The organism is Pseudomonas syringae (assembly GCF_021606685.1).
In the GTDB taxonomy this organism is placed as follows: domain Bacteria; phylum Pseudomonadota; class Gammaproteobacteria; order Pseudomonadales; family Pseudomonadaceae; genus Aquipseudomonas; species Aquipseudomonas syringae_R.
Window position 1 is genome coordinate 76187 of the sequence record NZ_WKCB01000011.1, and the last position, 17927, is coordinate 94113.

Genomic DNA, 17927 nt, shown 5'->3' on the forward strand with positions numbered 1-17927 from the left:
ATCAGGAAAACATCGAGATGAGCGAATACTCCCTTTTCACCTCCGAGTCCGTGTCTGAAGGGCATCCGGACAAAATCGCCGACCAGATTTCTGATGCGGTGCTGGACGCCATCATTGCTGAAGACAAGTTCGCCCGTGTGGCGTGCGAGACTCTGGTGAAAACCGGTGTAGCGATCATCGCTGGCGAAGTCACCACCACCGCCTGGGTTGACCTGGAGCAGATCGTTCGTGACGTGATCACCGACATCGGCTACACCAGCTCCGACGTCGGCTTCGACGGCGCGACCTGCGGCGTGATGAACATCATCGGCAAGCAATCGCCCGACATCAACCAAGGTGTTGACCGTGCCAAGCCTGAAGATCAGGGCGCCGGCGACCAGGGCCTGATGTTCGGCTACGCCAGCAACGAAACCGACGTGCTGATGCCTGCACCGATCACCTTCTCGCACCAGCTGGTACAGCGCCAGGCCGAAGCCCGTAAATCCGGCCTGCTGCCTTGGCTGCGCCCGGACGCCAAGTCCCAGGTGACCTGCCGCTACGAAGGCGGCAAAGTCGTCGGCATCGACGCTGTCGTACTGTCGACCCAGCACAACCCTGACGTTTCCTACGCTGACCTGCGTGAAGGCGTGATGGAGCTGATCGTCAAGCACGTGCTGCCAGCCGAACTGCTGACCAAGGACACCCAGTTCCACATCAACCCGACTGGCCAGTTCATCATCGGTGGCCCGGTGGGCGACTGCGGCCTCACCGGTCGCAAGATCATCGTCGACAGCTACGGCGGCATGGCCCGTCACGGCGGTGGCGCGTTCTCGGGTAAAGACCCATCCAAGGTTGACCGTTCGGCCGCCTACGCCGGTCGTTACGTGGCCAAGAACATCGTTGCCGCCGGCCTGGCCGAGCGTTGCGAGATCCAGGTTTCCTACGCCATTGGTGTAGCCCAGCCTACGTCGATCTCGTTGAACACCTTCGGCACCGGCAAGATCAGCGATGACAAGATCGTAAAACTGGTGCGCGAAATCTTCGACCTGCGCCCTTACGCGATCACCACCATGCTCGACCTGCTGCACCCGATGTACCAGGAAACCGCTGCCTACGGCCACTTCGGTCGTACGCCAGAGCAGAAGACTGTCGGTAACGACACCTTCACCACCTTCACCTGGGAAAAAACCGACCGAGCCAACGACCTGCGCACTGCTGCAGGCCTGTAATCGCTCACGGTTCACCAAGCCCCGCCGGGTTCGCCCGGCGGGGCTTTTTTGTGCCCCGGCGCTTTGCACGACAATGTTCCGATCGTGTTCACATTTTTTGGATCCAAAGCTTGCAGGCAAAATAATGGCCCACTAGAATCCGCGCCCTCTCGGGCCCTCTACCTTATTTGGATATTGCCCTGCATCAGCCCGGGATAGACACGCGTGCAGGCAATCGAACATTGAGGTTTTTCATGCGCATTTCCACGCTCGCCCCTGCCGCCCTGCTGCTCAGCCTGTTCGCCCTGCCGGCCCACTCCGCCGACCTGAGCGCACTGAGTGGCGCCCTGAGCTCCCAACTGGGCGGCGGCAACTCCGGCGACTGCCAAAAGCAATCGGCTGACCTGCAAACCAAGATCGATACCGCCGAAGCCAGCAAAGACACCTTGAAAGTGAAGGCCTTCAAAGCAGCGCAAGAGCAGATCAACAAAGGTTGTGACAAACTTGCCCAAGCGCAGGCCAAAGCCGACGCCAAGCAGCAAACCCAGGAAGCCAAGGCTGATAAGCCTGATGCAGTGAAAGCCCTGGGCGGTCTGTTCAAGTAAATAGAAACACCCGGTAAAAAGCCCCGCACTGTCGGGGCTTTTTTGTGCGCCAGTGGATCCTTTAGGCTGGGCTTCCTTTTCGAGCAAGGATGCTCATGATGCGTTTACTGATTGCTCTGCTGTTCAGTGCGTTACCCCTTTGGAGCTGGGCCGCAGGTTGCCCCGATGAGGTCCGAGCCCAGGCCGGCGCCCTGGCCGAACAGATTCGCCAATGGGACGACAGCTACCATCGGCTCGGCCAAACCCCGATCAGCGATGAACTCTACGACCAGGCTCGCCAACGCCTCGCGCAGTGGCGCGGATGTTTCCCCCAACCCGCTGGCGCGCCAGATAACCCCTTGGCCAGTGTCCGTGGCAGCCTGCCTCACCCGGTCGTGCATACCGGCCTGGAAAAACTGCTGGACGAGCAGGCCGTCGCTGCCTGGTTGGGCAGTCGCCACGATGTCTGGGTGCAACCCAAGGTCGACGGCGTGGCGGTCACCCTGGTGTACCGCCAGGGCCGGCTGGAGCAAGTCATCAGCCGTGGCGATGGGGTGCTCGGCCAGGACTGGTCAACCTCCGCGCGCAAGCTCCCCGGCGTGGTCCAGCAACTGTCGGAGCCTATCGACCTGGTGCTGCAAGGCGAGCTGTATTGGCGCCTCGACCAGCACGTGCAATCGACTCACGGTGGGCGCAATGCCCGCAGCAAGGTAGCCGGGCTGATGAACCGTCGACAGCTGAGTGACATCGATGCGGCAGGCATCGGCCTGTTCGTCTGGGCCTGGCCCGAGGGCCCCGAGCCCTTTGCAGAGCGCCTCGCCCGGCTTGCCCGCTGGGGCTTCAGCGACAGCCAGCGCTATAGCCAGCCCATTCAGGGCATCACCCAAGCCGCGCACTGGCGCGCCTATTGGTACGCGCATCCGCTGCCCTTCGCCAGCGACGGTGTAGTGCTGCACCAGGCCCAACGCGCGCCGGCCAAGCGCTGGCAGGCCAGCACGCCTTACTGGGCAGTCGCCTGGAAATACCCAGCGGCCAAGGCCCTGGCGCAGGTGCGCGACGTGCATTTCAATATCGGCCGCACCGGGCGCATCACACCCATGCTGGAGCTGGAGCCGGTGCAACTGGGCGACCGGCAGATCCGCCGGGTCAGCGTCGGCTCACTCAATCGCTGGCAAGCCCTGGATATACGCCCCGGGGACCAGGTAGCCATCAGCCTGGCCGGTCAGGTGATCCCCCAGCTGGAGCAGGTGATCCTGCGTACACCCACCAGGGCTGACCTGGCAGTACCCAACCCGCTGGATTTTCACGCCTTGAGCTGTTGGCAACTCGAGCCCGGGTGCGAGGAACAACTGCTGGCGCGCCTCACCTGGCTGAGCGGCAACCAGGGGCTGGCCTTGCCCTATGTGGGGCGTGAGACATGGCGAACATTGATCCAGGCCGGGCTGATTGTAGGCTTTCTCGATTGGTTGACCCTGGATGCGGCAGAGCTTGCTACCATTGATGGCTTGGGTGATCGCAGCCGTGCGCGAGTACTCGACAGCCTGCACAGCGCGCGGCAACGCCCCTTTGCTCAATGGCTCAAGGCGCTGGGCATACCGCCTGCGGCACGCAATGACCTGAACGGTGGCTGGCAGACGCTGGTCGCCAAAGACACCCAAGCCTGGCGGGCCACTGACGGCATCGGCCCGGGCCGCGCGGCGCAACTGAGCGCCTTTTTTCGCGACCCGCACGTACAGGCTTTGGCAGAAACATTACATGTGGCCGGGGTAGACGGTTTTTGAGCCCGACCCCGCCACCTTTAAACCGCGGCAGAATTCACCCTGCCATCAGATTGCGACCTTGGAGTTACCTATGAAATTTTTAGCCCCCTTTGCCTTGCTGACCGTCGCAGGCTTCATGGCCACGCCTTTGCTGGCGGCCGAAGAAGCGCCCCAACTCACGGGCTGCGCCGCCAAGCGCCAGGCCATCAGTACCCAGATCGAACAGGCCAAGGCCCATGGCAACAGCGCGCAACAGGCCGGCCTGGAAAAAGCCCTTAGTGAAGTCACCGCCAACTGCACCGACGCTTCGTTGCGCAAGGAACGTGAGAACAAGGTGCTCGACGCCAAGCACGAAGTCAGCCGTCGTCAGGCCGACCTCGACAAGGCCATGAAAAAAGGCGACGCAGACAAGATCAACAAACGCAAAGATAAGCTCGCACAATCACGTAAAGATCTGCAGGACGCCGTGGAAGAACTCGACCAGTAAGACCGGTCAGTGGTCGCGGAACTGTTTATGGCAGGCGCTGCAGGCATCTTCGACTTTCTGCACCGCCGGGCCCAGGCGGCTGGTCTGGTATGGCTGGACCTTGCTTGCGATCACCAATTCACCGGTGGCCGCTTCAAGGTCACGGGCCAGCGCCTGGAAGCGTGCCTGTTGTTGCCAGACATCGTCCTTGGCGCTGGTGTGGTCTTCTTCGCGCACGCTCGGGAAATGCTGCCACGGCTCATGGGACAGCGCATCCAGCTTGACCGCGCCCTGGGCAAACTTTTCACCGTCGAAAGGGATGCGCCCACGCAGCATGCCGCCCAGGTCTTCGCCGGTCTTGAGCATCTGTTTGAAAATCGCTTTGCGTTGACCCAGCGGGGAATTGGGGTCGACACCGCCGCAGGCGGACAGGCTCAGACAGGCCAGCAATACAACGATCAGTTTTTTAAAAGTCATGGTGGCTCAGGGTCACGGGAAACGGCGGCCAGTATCCTCGCCCCGCCCGTAAAGACCAATAGCCCTATTAATAATAAGGGTTGCTCGACGGCGTTGACGCGCGGGCAATCGCTTCAGGAATTACCTGTATGAACAGCCTTTTCAAACCCTGGAGCCGCCGCCTGGCGCTGGCTCTGCCGATGATCGCGCTGTTGGCTGGCTGCGATGCGGGCAAAGACGCCGGCAAAGACGCTGCCAAACCGGAGCCGGAAAAACCCCATGCCGTTGCCACGTATGTCAGCGCCCCCTGGGAAGCCCTGCCGGCCGTGTCCGACAGCGACCTGCTGGCCGGGTTTGAGTCCTGGCGCAGCGCCTGCCAACGCCTCAAGGCCGACCCGGTATGGGGGCCAACCTGCGCGGCGGCGGCCACGGTGCCGGGCAATGCGGTGGCGGTTCGCGGCTTTCTCAAGGAGCGCCTGGATGTGTTCGGCCTGCGCTCTGCGGACAACACCCCCAACGGCTTGATCACCGGCTACTACGAACCGGTCTACCCCGGCAGTCTGACCAAAACCGCCACCGCAAACGTGCCGGTGTACGGCGTGCCGGACGACCTGATCATCGTCAACCTTGAGAGCATCTACCCCGAACTCAAGGGCAAACGCCTGCGCGGTCGCCTCGAAGGGCGCGTGCTCAAGCCGTATGACGATGCCAGCGCCATCAACGGCCAGGGTTCCACCGCCAAACCAATCGCCTGGCTGACCAACCCAATGGACCTGCAGTTCCTGCAGATCCAGGGCTCGGGGCGGATTCAGCTCAAGGGTGGGCGCCAACTGCGCGTCGGTTATGGCGACCAGAACGGCTACCCCTATCGCCCCATTGGCCGTTGGCTGGTGGAGCAAGGCGAGTTGAAGAAAGAAGACGTGACCATGGGCGCTATCAGTGCCTGGGCCAAGGCCAACCCGCAACGCATCCCGGAACTGCTGGCGAGCAACCCCAGCTACGTGTTTTTCAGCGCGCGCCCCGACAGCAATGAAGGCCCGCGTGGCTCGCTGAACGTGCCATTGACCGCTGGCTACAGCGTGGCGGTGGATCGCAAGGTGATTCCGCTGGGCAGCCTGTTGTGGCTGTCCACCACCAAGCCGGACGGCTCGCCGATTGCGCGGCCGGTTGCGGCGCAGGACACCGGCGGTGCAAGCACCGGTGAAGTGCGCGCGGATCTGTTCTGGGGCGCCGGCGAGGCGGCGGGGGAACTGGCGGGGAACATGAAGCAGCAGGGGCAGATCTGGATGCTGTGGCCCAAAGGCGCGGCGCTGCCGCAAGTGCCGGACGCGCCTGACGTGCCTGCCGGCACCTGAGGCGCAGCTTTTTTCTGTGCCGAGCGGGCTTTGTTGTGCCAAGCGAGCTGTTGTGCCAAGCAGACTTTTGTGGCGAGCAGGCTTGCCCGCATTGGGTGGCGAAGCCGCCCCTGGTTCATGCGACGCGGTGATCGAGTAAAAACCGCGGTGTAGGGTTTGGGGCTGCTGCGCAGCCCAACGCGGGCAAGCCCGCTCGCCACATAACCCTCCTCACATAACCCCCTACAGCAGAAGCACATAACCCCCCCTGCAGCAGAAAGCACATAAACCCCTACAACAGAAAGTCCGCGTCAGGCCTCAGATCGAAACAAAGAAGAAACTTGCGATCAACGCCATGCCCACGGCCCACACCAGCGAGCGCAGTATCGCCCAGTCGGCCAGGTAGCAAATGATGTACAGCAGGCGGCTGGTAACAAACAACACGGCCAGTACATTGATGGTCACCAACTCGGCCGTGCCGGCGATGTGCGCGATAATCACCGCTGCCGCAAATGCCGGGGTCACTTCAAAGCCGTTGAGTTGCGCGCTGTGGGCACGCTTGGCGAAGCCTTGCAGGCCATCCAGGAAAGCACGCGGATCATGGTTCTGTCGGGGGCCGAATGTGCCCTGGCTGAACTTGGCCACCCCCGTACACAGGTAAGGCAGAAAAATTGCGATCAACACACACCAGAAAGCCGCCGTCATCACTGATTCCTTTTGTAGTTTTCTTTTTAATTTGAAGCAGAAATTAGAGTTTTAGCACTAAAACTGCCAAGCCGCACTTAACGGCTATGAGCACGCCGCGCACCGAAAGGTTCTATCGCGTCGTGCAACATCGGGCCGCACGCGCGGTCCATCCACCCATTACCGAACCGTCACCCACCTCCCAAGGACCCCGGATGCTTGAACTTGTCGCCGCCTTTATTTGCCTCACCACACTGCTCACGTATGTGAACTTCCGCTTTATCGGCCTGCCGCCCACCATCGGTGTGATGGTCACGGCCCTGGTGTTTTCGCTGATCCTGCAGGGTTTGAGCTTTCTCGGCTATCCAGGCCTGGAAGAGCGCATCCAGCAACTGATCGGCCAGATCGACTTCGGCGATTTGCTGATGAACTGGATGCTCTCATTCCTGCTGTTCGCCGGTGCCTTGCACGTCAACCTCAACGACCTGCGCAGCTACCGCTGGCCCATCGGCCTGCTGGCGACGTTCGGCGTATTGATCGCCACCGTGGTGATCGGCAGCCTGGCGTACTACATCTTTGCCTTGTTCGGCTGGCACGTGAGCTTCCTGTACTGCCTGCTGTTCGGCGCACTGATCTCGCCCACTGACCCGATTGCGGTATTGGGCGTGCTGCGAACCGCCAACGCGTCCAAGCCCCTGAAAACCACGATCGTCGGCGAGTCGCTGTTCAATGACGGCACGGCAGTGGTGGTGTTCACCGTTTTGCTGGGTATCGCGCAGTTGGGTGAAACACCCACCGTAAGCGCCACCGCCATGCTGTTCGCCCACGAGGCGATTGGCGGCGTGGTGTTTGGCGGGCTGATCGGCTACCTGGTGTACCTGATGATCAAGAGCATCGAGCAGCATCAGATCGAAGTGATGCTAACCCTCGCCCTGGTCATCGGCGGTTCGGCGATGGCGACCGAGCTGCACGTCTCCGCGCCGATTGCGATGGTGGTGGCGGGCCTGATCATCGGCAACCTGGGGCGCAAGCTGGCGATGAACGACATGACCCGCCGCTACCTGGACGGCTTCTGGGAGCTGCTCGATGACATGCTCAACGCCCTGCTGTTCGCGCTGATTGGCATGGAGCTGCTGCTGTTGCCGTTCAACTGGCTGCATGTGTTCGCCGCCAGCTTGCTGGCGGTGGCGATCCTGCTGTCACGCCTGCTCACCGTGGCCCCGGCGATCCTCTTGCTGCGCCGCTGGCGCACCGTGCCACGCGGCACCATCCGCATCTTGACCTGGGGCGGCTTGCGCGGCGGGGTTTCGGTGGCCCTGGCGTTGGCCTTGCCGCTGGGCCCGGAGCGTGACCTGTTACTGAGCATCACCTACATCGTGGTGTTGTCGTCGATCCTGTTGCAGGGCCTGACCATCGGCAAGCTGGTCAAGCGCGTGACCCGGGACGAACCCCAGGCCACGCCTGAGCATCACTGATCCTTCTTGATCTGCTGCGGATGCCGCGGGTCCGCAGCCTGCTTGCCCGGCAGGCTGCTTTCACTGCGGATCTGCGCGTGGCTGATCAGGGCGAAGATAAAGCTGCCACCGATGATGTTGCCGGCCAGGGTCGGGCCGGCAAACACCAGCCAGAAGTCCTTCCACGGCAACTCACCAGCAAACACCAGGTAAGACACTTCCGCCGAGCCGACCACGATATGGGTGAAATCCCCCAGCGCCATCAGGTACGTGATCAGGATGATGATGAACATCTTCGCGTTTTCCATGGACGGGATCATCCACACCATGGTGGCGATCATCCAGCCGGAAATAATGCCCTTGGCAAACATCTGGCCGGAGTCGTTTTCCATGACCTTGCGCCCGATCTCGAGAAAGGCCAGGTCAGTCTTGGTGTCGAAGATCGGCAAGTGCAGCATCACGTACGCGACCAGCAACGTGCCGCACAGATTGCCCACCAGCACCACCGACCATAGACGCAGCAAACGCCCGGCATTGGCCAGGGTCGGCTTGCTCATCACCGGCAGCACAGCGGTCAGGGTGTTTTCGGTGAACAGTTGCTGGCGCGCCAGGATGACCGCCAGAAACCCCGCACAATAGCCAAAGCTGGCGATGACCTTGAACCCTTCGCCGTCCGGCAGACGTGAGTTCAGCAGGCCCATGCCCATCAGCGACAGGCCCATGGTCAGGCCGGCGGCCAGCGCCGACCACCACAGTGCCGCCACATTGCGCTCCAGTTCCTGGTCGCCCTGGGTGCGGATGATTTCATGCAAGACCGCCGCGCGGGGCGGCTGGTTCTTGTCGACGTCGTGTTGCTCTTCCTGGGACAGGTTGGGGGTCTTGCCGTCTGCTTGCGTGGCCATGGTGATACCTGAACGGGGGGCGGTGTTCAGGTACGACCTATGGCCGGTCAAGAGCGTTCACTGGCCCGGCCCAGGATTACTCGGGGATGCCGTCTTCCTGGAACTGGTCCTTCACGTATTTGATCTCGGTACGCCCGTGGGGCGCCGGCAAACCGTCTTCGCCGAGGTTGACGAAGACCATTTTTTCCACGGTCAGGATGCTTTTGCGGGTGATCTTGTTGCGCACTTCACAGGTCAGGGTGATGGAGGTGCGACCGAACTCGGTGGCGGTGATGCCCAGCTCGATGATGTCGCCCTGGCGCGAGGCGCTGACGAAGTTGATTTCGGAGATGTACTTGGTCACCACGCGCTGGTTGCCCAGTTGGACGATGGCGTAGATGGCCGCTTCTTCGTCGATCCAGCGCAGCAGGCTGCCGCCGAACAGGGTGCCGTTGGGGTTGAGGTCTTCGGGTTTTACCCATTTGCGGGTGTGGAAGTTCATGGTCACTCCAAAGCGTCGTGCGAAATGATGGGCAACATCATGGCAGAGCGAGGGCCCAAGCTCTATGCGCCATTGCCTATCAAGCCGATGAGCGATCTTCATGTCGCCGACAGAAAGGCTTGGGAAGTCGGGCGCACACGGCTATAATCGCCCCCGTTTCAAAACGGTCATCCTCAATTGATACCGTTCTCCCGCCACCTGTCCGAGGGGCGCTGCAGCAGGTTCAACCTGTCAGGCTCGGATGGGGCGTTGTCCGGCCTGGTTACACAGCTGGATACTAAACGCACAACGGCGCCCATTCGCACACTACGAATGGAGGCTCTTCATGAGCGCTGTCAACACGCCTGCAGATTTCACCGACTACAAAGTCGCCGACATGTCCCTCGCCGCCTGGGGCCGTCGCGAAACCTTTATCGCCGAATCCGAAATGCCTGCCCTGATGGGTCTGCGCCGCAAGTACGCCGCTGAGCAGCCGCTCAAAGGCGCCAAGATCCTCGGCTGCATCCACATGACCATTCAGACCGCCGTGCTGATCGAAACCCTGGTTGCCCTGGGTGCCGAAGTACGTTGGTCGTCCTGCAACATCTTCTCGACTCAAGACCAGGCCGCTGCTGCTATTGCTGCTGCCGGTATCGCGGTATTCGCCTGGAAAGGCGAGACCGAAGAAGAGTACGAGTGGTGCCTGGAGCAAACCATCCTCAAGGATGGCGCGCCTTGGGATGCCAACATGATCCTCGACGACGGCGGCGACCTGACCGAGCTGCTGCACAAGAAGTACCCGCAGATCCTCGACCGCGTCCACGGCGTGACCGAAGAAACCACCACCGGCGTACACCGCCTGCTGGACATGCTGGCCAAGGGCGAGCTGAAAATCCCGGCCATCAACGTCAACGACTCGGTGACCAAGAGCAAGAACGACAACAAGTACGGCTGCCGTCACAGCCTGAACGATGCCATCAAGCGCGGCACCGACCACCTGCTGTCGGGCAAGCAAGCGCTGGTCATCGGCTACGGTGACGTGGGCAAGGGTTCGTCCCAGTCGCTGCGTCAGGAAGGCATGATCGTTAAAGTCTCCGAAGTAGACCCGATCTGCGCCATGCAAGCCTGCATGGACGGTTTCGAAGTGGTTTCGCCATTCATCGATGGCGTCAATGACGGCACCGCCGCCAGCGTCGACAAGGCCCTGCTGGGCAAGATCGACCTGATCGTGACCACCACCGGTAACGTGAATGTCTGCGACGCCAACATGCTCGCTGCCCTGAAAAAGCGCGCAGTAGTCTGCAACATCGGTCACTTCGACAACGAAATCGACACCGCTTTCATGCGCAAGAACTGGGCATGGGAAGAAGTGAAGCCACAGGTACACAAGGTTCACCGTACCGGCGCTGGTGATTTCGACCCGCAGAACGATGACTACCTGATCCTGCTGGCCGAAGGCCGTCTGGTTAACCTGGGCAACGCCACTGGTCACCCAAGCCGCATCATGGATGGTTCGTTCGCCAACCAGGTACTGGCGCAGATCTTCCTGTTCGGCCAGAAATACGCCGACCTGTCGCCTGCCCAGAAAGCCGAGCGCCTGACCGTAGAAGTACTGCCTAAGAAACTCGACGAAGAAGTGGCCCTGGAGATGGTCCGCGGCTTCGGCGGCGTAGTGACTCAACTGACCAAGACCCAGGCCGACTACATCGGCGTGACCGTCGAAGGTCCGTTCAAGCCGCACGCTTACCGCTACTGATCGGCCCGTTGCCCGCTCCCCCTGTGGAGCGGGCTTCTGTGTGGGAGCGTGCTTGCTCGCGAAAGCGGTGTGTCAGTCACCGTAAATGTTGACTGAGTCACCGCTTTCGCGAGCAAGCACGCTCCCACATTGACGGTGTACACACTTCGGTATTCTGAGCTTCAAAGGGTATTACCATGTCCCAAGACCGTCGCTACAGCTTCGAGTTCTTCCCGACCAAGACCGATGCTGGGCATGAAAAACTGATGGCAACTGCAAAGCAGTTGGCCAGCTACAACCCCGACTTCTTTTCTTGCACCTACGGCGCCGGCGGCTCGACCCGTGATCGCACGATCAACACCGTGTTGCAGCTGGAAAGTGAAGTCAAAGTTCCCGCCGCTCCGCACTTGTCGTGCGTGGGCGACAGCAAGGACGACCTGCGCGGCCTGCTGACCCAATACAAACAAGCCGGCATCAAACGCATCGTCGCCCTGCGTGGCGACCTGCCGTCCGGCATGGGCATGGCCAGCGGCGAGCTGCGCTACGCCAATGACCTGGTGAGCTTCATCCGTGAAGAAAGCGGCGATCACTTCCATATCGAAGTGGCGGCTTACCCGGAGATGCACCCCCAGGCGCGCAACTTCGAAGACGACCTGCAGAACTTCGTGCGCAAGGCCAACGCCGGTGCCGACAGCGCAATCACCCAGTACTTCTTCAACGCCGACAGCTACTTCTACTTCGTCGAGCGTGTACGGGCCATGGGTGTGAACATCCCGATCGTGCCGGGCATCATGCCGATCACCAACTACAGCAAGCTGGCGCGCTTTTCCGACGCCTGCGGTGCCGAGATCCCACGCTGGGTGCGCAAGCAACTGGAAGCCTATGGCGACGACGTCAAGAGCATCCAGGCGTTCGGCGAACAGGTCATCAGCAAAATGTGTGAAGAATTGTTGCAAGGTGGCGCACCTGGGTTGCACTTCTATACCCTGAACCAGGCTGAACCGAGCCTTGCCATCTGGAACAACCTCAAGCTGCCGCGCTGAGGCCTGTTCAAGCTGCATCAGGCCCTCGTTTATACGGGGGCTTTTTTTGTTCACATCCCCCCGGAATGGAAACCAGCAGTAGATGAATACAGCGACCCCGACTCCCCGCCCGCAGCTGGTTTACCTGGTATTCGGCGCCGAGACCTATCATCAGGAAGCGGTATTCAGCATCGCCAGTGCCCTGGCCCAACTGGGTGGCACCCAGGACATGCCGCTGGACATCCAGGTGTTCAGTGACAACCCGGCGCCCTACGCCGGCCTGCCTGTGCAGGTCCATACGCTGGACGAGGCCACGCGCAAAGCCTGGAGCGAGCCCCATGGCTACCATTTCCGCACCAAGCACGTGCTGTTGCGCAACGTGCTGGAAACAGCGGAAAAGGCACTGCTGATCGACACTGACACGTTCTTCCACGATTCGCCGATGGCGCTGTTCGAACGCGTAGCGCCTGGCACATTGCTGTGCAACGCCTTCCACGCCAAGTACGGCGATAACCGCGAAAGCGTGCTGTATGAAGCGCTGGCCACGTACTTGGCCGAGCGCGGCCTGGCCGACGACGAGATGTGGCTGCTCAACTCCGGCGTGATCGGCCTGACCCGGCAGGACGCGCACCTGCTCGACCGCTCGATCGAGCTGATGGACGAAGTCTTCAGCCTGGCCCAGGGTGCCTACACCCTGGAAGAGTTCTGCCTGTCGGTGGCGGCGTACCGTACCGTCAACGTGCGCCAGTGCCCCGACCTGATCCACCATTACTGGAGCCGCAAGCAGCTGTTCCGGGCCAAGGTCAAGGCGTGGGTGACCAAGCATGCCGCCGCCCCTGTCAGCCCCCAGGCACTGGCCGACACACGCAAGGTTTCCGCCCACCTGCCGCGCCCGCCGCGCCCGCAACGCCTGATGTACAAGCTGATCACCCTGGCCCTGCCCAAACGCAAACAGCAGTTCATCCGCGAGATTCTCTACGGCTGCTACGAGCACGAGAATGAGTTCGACCAGGCCTGTGGCCCGGTTTGGTGGGACAAGGCACGGCAGAACCAGGAAGAGCGCCAGAAAAGCCCGGTGGATGCCCACCAACTGGAGCACTGGTTCGCCAACCCCATGGTGCGCCTGATTCTCGGCGAGCGGCGTGCAGCCATCTACGAACACCTGATGGCTTCGCAGACAAAATAGTGTCGCCCCAAGAGGCGTGCGCCAGAGCTTCTCTTTAAGGCAGGAGCGTCGTAATCTCAGGGCATGCCTGTCCTTCTCAAGCTTGCGACCGCTGCCCTCTTTACTTGCCTTAGCCTGGCCGCTTATGGCGAGAAATTGCGCATTGTCACCGAGCCCTGGGCGCCCTACGTGTATGACGAACGTGGCGCCATGCAGGGGCTGGACTACGAAACCACGGTAATCGTGTTCCAGCGCCTGGGGGTCGAGGTGCAATGGCAATTCCTGCCCTGGAAGCGCTGCCTGGCCATGCTTGAACAGGGCCAGGCCGACGGCGCGCTGGATATTTTCCACAGCCATGACCGTGACGCCTTGCTGCTTTACCCCAGCGAACCGCTGTCGCAAGTGGAATTCGTGCTGTTCTACGCCAACGAGCGCCCCCATCCCGCCCGACAGCTGGGCGACCTGCGCGGCCTAAGCGTGGGCACCTCGCCGGGCTACCTGTATGGCGAACCCTTCAGCGACTCTGCCCTGTTCAACCGCGAAGCGGCGCCCAGCCACGAGGCCAACTTTGGCAAATTGATGCTGGGCCGCATTGACCTGGTGATCACCGACCGCCGCGTCGGCCAGCATGTGATCAAGGCCATGGGCCTGCAGGGCAAGGTCAGCCAGGCGCCGCTGGTGGTCAGTCGTCAGCCGCAGTTTCTTGCCGTACGCCGTGGCGCGGGCATGGACCTGCTGGTGCAGCGCTTTGCCGCCGAACTCAAACGCTTCAAACAAGAACCGGCCTACGCCGCCTTGAGCGCCAAATATGGCGGGATCCAAGCCATTACGGCCACAGAAGTCACCGTTGAGCAGCAGGAAAGCAGCGCGCAGTGAATGCTCTGTTATACTCCGGCCTTCCCGCCAGGCTTACGCCCGGCCGCTGAGGTCTTGAAAAAGGCACCCAACCCCGCTACAGCGCAGCTTTCAGCCCCGCGCGAGCCGGTGGAGTGCCCGCCAGACGCAGCAGGACCGGACGGGATTGCGCTCCCCTAAGCGTCATTCGCGCCCGGCAAGATTATCCCTTTGGGCCAAGCCCTAACTAAAACAGGATTACTCATGTCCTTTGCTTCCCTCGGTCTCTCCGAGGCTTTAGTCCGCGCCATCGAGGCAGCGGGCTATACCGAGCCTACTCCGGTGCAACAGCGGGCCATTCCCGCCGTGTTGCAAGGTCGCGACCTGATGGTTGCGGCTCAGACAGGTACTGGTAAAACCGGCGGCTTCGCCCTCCCGATTCTGGAGCGGTTGTTCCCCAATGGTCACCCGGACAAATCCCAGCGTCACGGCCCGCGCCAACCGCGCGTACTGGTCCTGACCCCCACCCGCGAACTCGCTGCGCAAGTGCACGACAGCTTCAAGCTGTATGCCCGCGACTTGAAGTTCGTCAGCGCCTGCATCTTCGGCGGCGTCGGCATGAACCCACAGGTTCAGGCCATGTCCCGTGGTGTTGACGTGCTGGTAGCCTGCCCCGGTCGCTTGCTCGACCTGTGCGGCCAAGGCAGTGTCGACCTGTCCCACGTGGAAATCCTCGTGCTGGACGAAGCCGACCGCATGCTCGACATGGGCTTTGTGCATGACGTGAAAAAGGTCCTCGCACGCCTCCCGGCCAAACGCCAGAACCTGCTGTTCTCGGCAACGTTCTCCCAGGACATCACTGCCCTGGCCGGCAAGCTGCTGCACAACCCTGAGCGCATCGAAGTCACGCCGCCGAACACCACGGTCGAGCGTATCGAACAGCGCGTATTCCGCCTGGCCGCCAGCCACAAGCGTGCGCTGCTGGCGCACCTGATCACCGCCGGCGCCTGGGAACAGGTATTGGTGTTCACCCGTACCAAGCACGGCGCCAACCGCCTGGCCGAGTACCTGGACAAGCACGGCCTTACCGCCGTCGCCATCCACGGCAACAAGAGCCAGAACGCGCGCACCAAGGCCCTGGCTGACTTCAAGGCCGGCTCCGTGCGCATTCTGGTGGCTACCGATATCGCCGCCCGCGGCCTGGATATCGACCAATTGCCACACGTGGTCAACTTCGAGCTGCCAAACGTCGACGAAGACTACGTACACCGTATCGGCCGTACCGGCCGTGCCGGTCGTTCGGGTGAGGCCATTTCCCTGGTCGCACCGGACGAAGAAAAACTGCTGAAAAGCATCGAGCGCATGACCAAGCAGAAAATCGCCGACGGCGACCTGATGGGCTTCGATGCCAGCGCCGTGGAGGCCGAGAAGCCTGAAGCGCGCGAGCGTCCGGACGTGCGTAACCCACGCAACCCACGCGGTCCCAAGGGCGATGGCCCGAACGGCGGCGGTGGTGGCGGTGGTCGTCGCGACAAAGGCAAGGACAAGGGCGGCAAAGACAAAGCGCCAACCAACGGCCGTGGCGAACGCCCGGCCCGCGAGCAAAAACCCCGTGAAGGCACTCCGGCCCGCGAACAGCGCCAGCCGAGCCAGCCACCACGCGCCGCCGCTGACCGCGCCCCGGACGAGTTCCTCGATGACGACGTGGATAACTTCGGCAACCGCGTCGACTACGTGCCCCAGGCCAAGCCGGCCCAGGGCCGTGGTCGCCGTCCAGGTGCTCCAGCCCAGGGCGCAGGCACCGGCAGCGGCGCCCCACGTGGCGGCCAGCCACAGGGCGGTCGTCAGAACGGCCCGCGCAACAGCAGCGGCGGCACCACCGGCACCCCACCGGCCAAACGCAGCGGCCCGCGCAATGGCGCCCCGCGAGACGGCCAGGCGCGTCGCGAAGACTCGCGCAGCAACAACCGCCGCCCAGCTCGCGACGACCAGCCGCGCCTGTCCGAGCCAGCCGTGCAGAACCCACGTGGTGGCCCGGCGCCGAAAATCATCCACAAGGAGTCGAAAGCTGACCGCTTCCCGACACCCGAGCAGTTGGATCAACTGCCAGGCCGTCCTCGTGGTGAGAAACCAGCGCTGCTGACCCGCAACCGCTGAGTTTCAAAGCGCCATAGAAAATGCCCCGTATCGAAAGATACGGGGCATTTTTGTTGGGTCGTCCAAGCAACGCTCCAGCCCATGAAGCTTGTTGCAGCAAACGCGCCTTCTGTAGCCAGCGAGCTTGTTGTGGCAAACGAGCTTATTGTGGCGAGCGAGCTTGCTCGCGTTGGGCTGCGCAGCAGCCCCTTTCAGGGCCACCGCGTTTATTCAGCCATACCGAGTTGCCAGGTTTTGGGGCCGCTTCGCGACCCAACGCGAGCAAGCTCGCTCGCCACAAAAGGCCTCATTACCACAGCAAGCTCCCTTGCCAGAGGTTTTGCACAGACCAAAAAAACCGGATCCTTGGATCCGGTTTTTTATCCAGCCAGCGAAAATTACTTCGCCTTAACACCTTCCAGCGAGATGTCCAGGTCCACAGTCTGGGAAGACGGGCCTGGGCCTTTGATGCCGAAGTCGTTCAGGTTAAGCGTGGTTTTGGCGTTGAAGCCAGCACGTTCGCCGCCCCATGGGTCTTTGCCTTCACCGTTGAAAGTAGCCTTGAAGACCACAGGCTTGGTCACGCCGTGGAAGGTCAGGTCGCCGGTCACGTCAGCGGTTTTCTCGCCGGTGGATTTAACCGAAGTCGATACGAACTTGGCATCGGCGAACTTGGCAACGTCCAGGAAATCTTTGCTGGCGATGTGCTTGTCACGCTCTGCGTGGTTCGACCACAAGCTGGCGGTTTTCACGTCGACCGCGATTTTGCTGGCCTCTGGCTTGGCGGCATCCCAGCTGAAAGTACCATCCCAGTCCTTGAAGGTACCGTGGATGTAGCTGTAGCCCAGGTGGCTGATTTTCCAGTCGATGAAGGCGTGCTGGCCTTCCTTGTCGATCTTGTAGTCAGCAGCCATCACCTGACCTGCGGACAGCAGGGCGGTACCGAGTGCCAGAGCAGCGAGTGTCTTTTTCAACATGCTTTCTATTCCTTGTGAGTCGAGGTTGAACATCAGGCTTTGCGCCCCAGCATTCGCGTGAGGGTCGCGTCACGATCGATAAAGTGGTGTTTCAACGCGGCCACGCCGTGCAAACCGGCGAAGACCACCAACACCCAGGCCAGGTACAAGTGCACCAGACCGGCGGTGTCTGCCTGGTCCGGTAGACCGGAAACCACGGCAGGAATTTCAAACAGGCCAAACACCGGGATACCGACACCGTCTGCGGTGGAAATCAGGTAACCGGCGATCATCACGGCAAACAGCCCGAGATAAAGGAACGCATGGCCAAATGCGGCACCGATGCGGGTCATGCGGCTGTAGCTGGCAAGGGGCGGCGGCGGCGGACTGACCAGACGCCAGACAATACGCACGAGCATGACGGCGAAGAGCGTGATGCCAATGCTCTTGTGTAATTCCGGCCCATGTTTGCGCCAGCCGTCGTAATAGTCGAGGCCGACCATCCACAGGCCGAGGCCGAACAAACCGAACACCGCCAGCGCCACGCCCCAGTGCAAAATAACGCTTATCCAACCATAACGGGCTGGTGAGTTCTGTAGCTGCATTCCCAAGATCCTGTAAGAACTGTGCCCAAGACTAGCGATTTACCTATCGAATTAAAGCCGAAAATTTCGCTTTGAAATATCGAGAAATACGATCAAGAGATTATGCAGAGTACGTTAACAATGGATTAAGGGCCATTCCTACAAAACGTGACAGACCGTCCTGTGTTTACGGCTAATTCAACCCTCA

Annotated in this window: 17 protein-coding genes and 1 riboswitch; of the genes, 11 read left to right on the forward strand and 6 right to left on the reverse strand. The window is 61.4% G+C overall.

Translation table 11 applies throughout. From position 1 onward, the window contains the following. Window positions 1-17 precede the first annotated feature (17 nt). From metK to GIW02_RS07075, 4 genes are all read left to right on the forward strand, one after another. On the forward strand, window positions 18-1208 hold the full coding sequence (gene metK / locus GIW02_RS07060; RefSeq protein ID WP_236412942.1) for a methionine adenosyltransferase: 1191 nt from the start codon (window positions 18-20) through the stop codon (window positions 1206-1208). 233 nt (window positions 1209-1441) lie between these two features. Further along, complete coding sequence (locus tag GIW02_RS07065; RefSeq protein WP_236412940.1) at window positions 1442-1792, forward strand: hypothetical protein; 351 nt, start codon at window positions 1442-1444, stop codon at window positions 1790-1792. Between the two features lie 95 nt (window positions 1793-1887). Continuing rightward, window positions 1888-3552, forward strand: a complete 1665-nt coding sequence (gene ligB, locus GIW02_RS07070) for an NAD-dependent DNA ligase LigB (RefSeq protein WP_236412938.1) — start codon at window positions 1888-1890, stop codon at window positions 3550-3552. A gap of 70 nt (window positions 3553-3622) precedes the next feature. Further along, window positions 3623-4018 (forward strand): DUF1090 domain-containing protein, encoded by a 396-nt coding sequence (locus GIW02_RS07075; RefSeq protein WP_236412936.1) that lies wholly within the window; start codon window positions 3623-3625, stop codon window positions 4016-4018. A gap of 6 nt (window positions 4019-4024) precedes the next feature. Here the strand turns inward: GIW02_RS07075 and GIW02_RS07080 are convergent, their stop codons facing one another. Next, a complete protein-coding gene (locus GIW02_RS07080; RefSeq protein WP_236412934.1) occupies window positions 4025-4474 on the reverse strand; it encodes a cytochrome c in 450 nt (149 codons plus the stop codon). Window positions 4475-4602: 128 nt separating this feature from the next. Here GIW02_RS07080 and mltA point away from each other — a divergent pair, with 128 nt between their 5' ends. Continuing rightward, window positions 4603-5808 carry an MltA domain-containing protein gene (gene mltA / locus GIW02_RS07085; RefSeq protein ID WP_236421805.1) on the forward strand — a complete coding sequence of 402 codons (1206 nt, stop codon included), beginning with the start codon at window positions 4603-4605 and terminating at the stop codon, window positions 5806-5808. A gap of 297 nt (window positions 5809-6105) precedes the next feature. Here the strand turns inward: mltA and GIW02_RS07090 are convergent, their stop codons facing one another. Further along, window positions 6106-6492: an MAPEG family protein gene (locus tag GIW02_RS07090; protein ID WP_236418412.1), complete on the reverse strand. Its 387-nt coding sequence runs from the start codon at window positions 6490-6492 to the stop codon at window positions 6106-6108. Between the two features lie 194 nt (window positions 6493-6686). Between GIW02_RS07090 and GIW02_RS07095 the strand changes: the two genes are divergently transcribed. Continuing rightward, complete coding sequence (locus GIW02_RS07095; protein WP_236418413.1) at window positions 6687-7946, forward strand: cation:proton antiporter; 1260 nt, start codon at window positions 6687-6689, stop codon at window positions 7944-7946. Here GIW02_RS07095 and GIW02_RS07100 read toward each other — a convergent pair. Beyond that, a complete protein-coding gene (locus GIW02_RS07100; RefSeq protein ID WP_236418415.1) occupies window positions 7940-8827 on the reverse strand; it encodes a formate/nitrite transporter family protein in 888 nt (295 codons plus the stop codon). The genes GIW02_RS07095 and GIW02_RS07100 overlap by 7 nt on opposite strands. Before the next feature lie 76 nt (window positions 8828-8903). Next, a complete protein-coding gene (locus GIW02_RS07105; RefSeq protein WP_456361612.1) occupies window positions 8904-9308 on the reverse strand; it encodes an acyl-CoA thioesterase in 405 nt (134 codons plus the stop codon). Between the two features lie 198 nt (window positions 9309-9506). After that, window positions 9507-9612: riboswitch (S-adenosyl-L-homocysteine riboswitch) on the forward strand. 21 nt (window positions 9613-9633) lie between these two features. On the opposite strand from GIW02_RS07105, the gene ahcY reads away from it, so the two are divergent. From ahcY to GIW02_RS07130, 5 genes are all read left to right on the forward strand, one after another. Beyond that, window positions 9634-11043 (forward strand): adenosylhomocysteinase, encoded by a 1410-nt coding sequence (ahcY, locus tag GIW02_RS07110; RefSeq protein WP_236418417.1) that lies wholly within the window; start codon window positions 9634-9636, stop codon window positions 11041-11043. Between the two features lie 176 nt (window positions 11044-11219). Next, on the forward strand, window positions 11220-12065 hold the full coding sequence (gene metF / locus GIW02_RS07115) for a methylenetetrahydrofolate reductase [NAD(P)H] (protein ID WP_236418419.1): 846 nt from the start codon (window positions 11220-11222) through the stop codon (window positions 12063-12065). A gap of 82 nt (window positions 12066-12147) precedes the next feature. Next, window positions 12148-13230 carry a hypothetical protein gene (locus GIW02_RS07120; RefSeq protein ID WP_236418420.1) on the forward strand — a complete coding sequence of 361 codons (1083 nt, stop codon included), beginning with the start codon at window positions 12148-12150 and terminating at the stop codon, window positions 13228-13230. 63 nt (window positions 13231-13293) lie between these two features. Then, window positions 13294-14085 carry a transporter substrate-binding domain-containing protein gene (locus GIW02_RS07125; protein ID WP_236418421.1) on the forward strand — a complete coding sequence of 264 codons (792 nt, stop codon included), beginning with the start codon at window positions 13294-13296 and terminating at the stop codon, window positions 14083-14085. 222 nt (window positions 14086-14307) lie between these two features. Further along, window positions 14308-16200: a DEAD/DEAH box helicase gene (locus GIW02_RS07130; protein WP_236418422.1), complete on the forward strand. Its 1893-nt coding sequence runs from the start codon at window positions 14308-14310 to the stop codon at window positions 16198-16200. Between the two features lie 377 nt (window positions 16201-16577). Here the strand turns inward: GIW02_RS07130 and GIW02_RS07135 are convergent, their stop codons facing one another. Both GIW02_RS07135 and GIW02_RS07140 read right to left on the reverse strand, forming a co-directional pair. Further along, window positions 16578-17156: a YceI family protein gene (locus GIW02_RS07135; protein WP_236415528.1), complete on the reverse strand. Its 579-nt coding sequence runs from the start codon at window positions 17154-17156 to the stop codon at window positions 16578-16580. 32 nt (window positions 17157-17188) lie between these two features. Next, complete coding sequence (locus GIW02_RS07140; protein WP_236415531.1) at window positions 17189-17740, reverse strand: cytochrome b; 552 nt, start codon at window positions 17738-17740, stop codon at window positions 17189-17191. Window positions 17741-17927 lie beyond the last annotated feature (187 nt).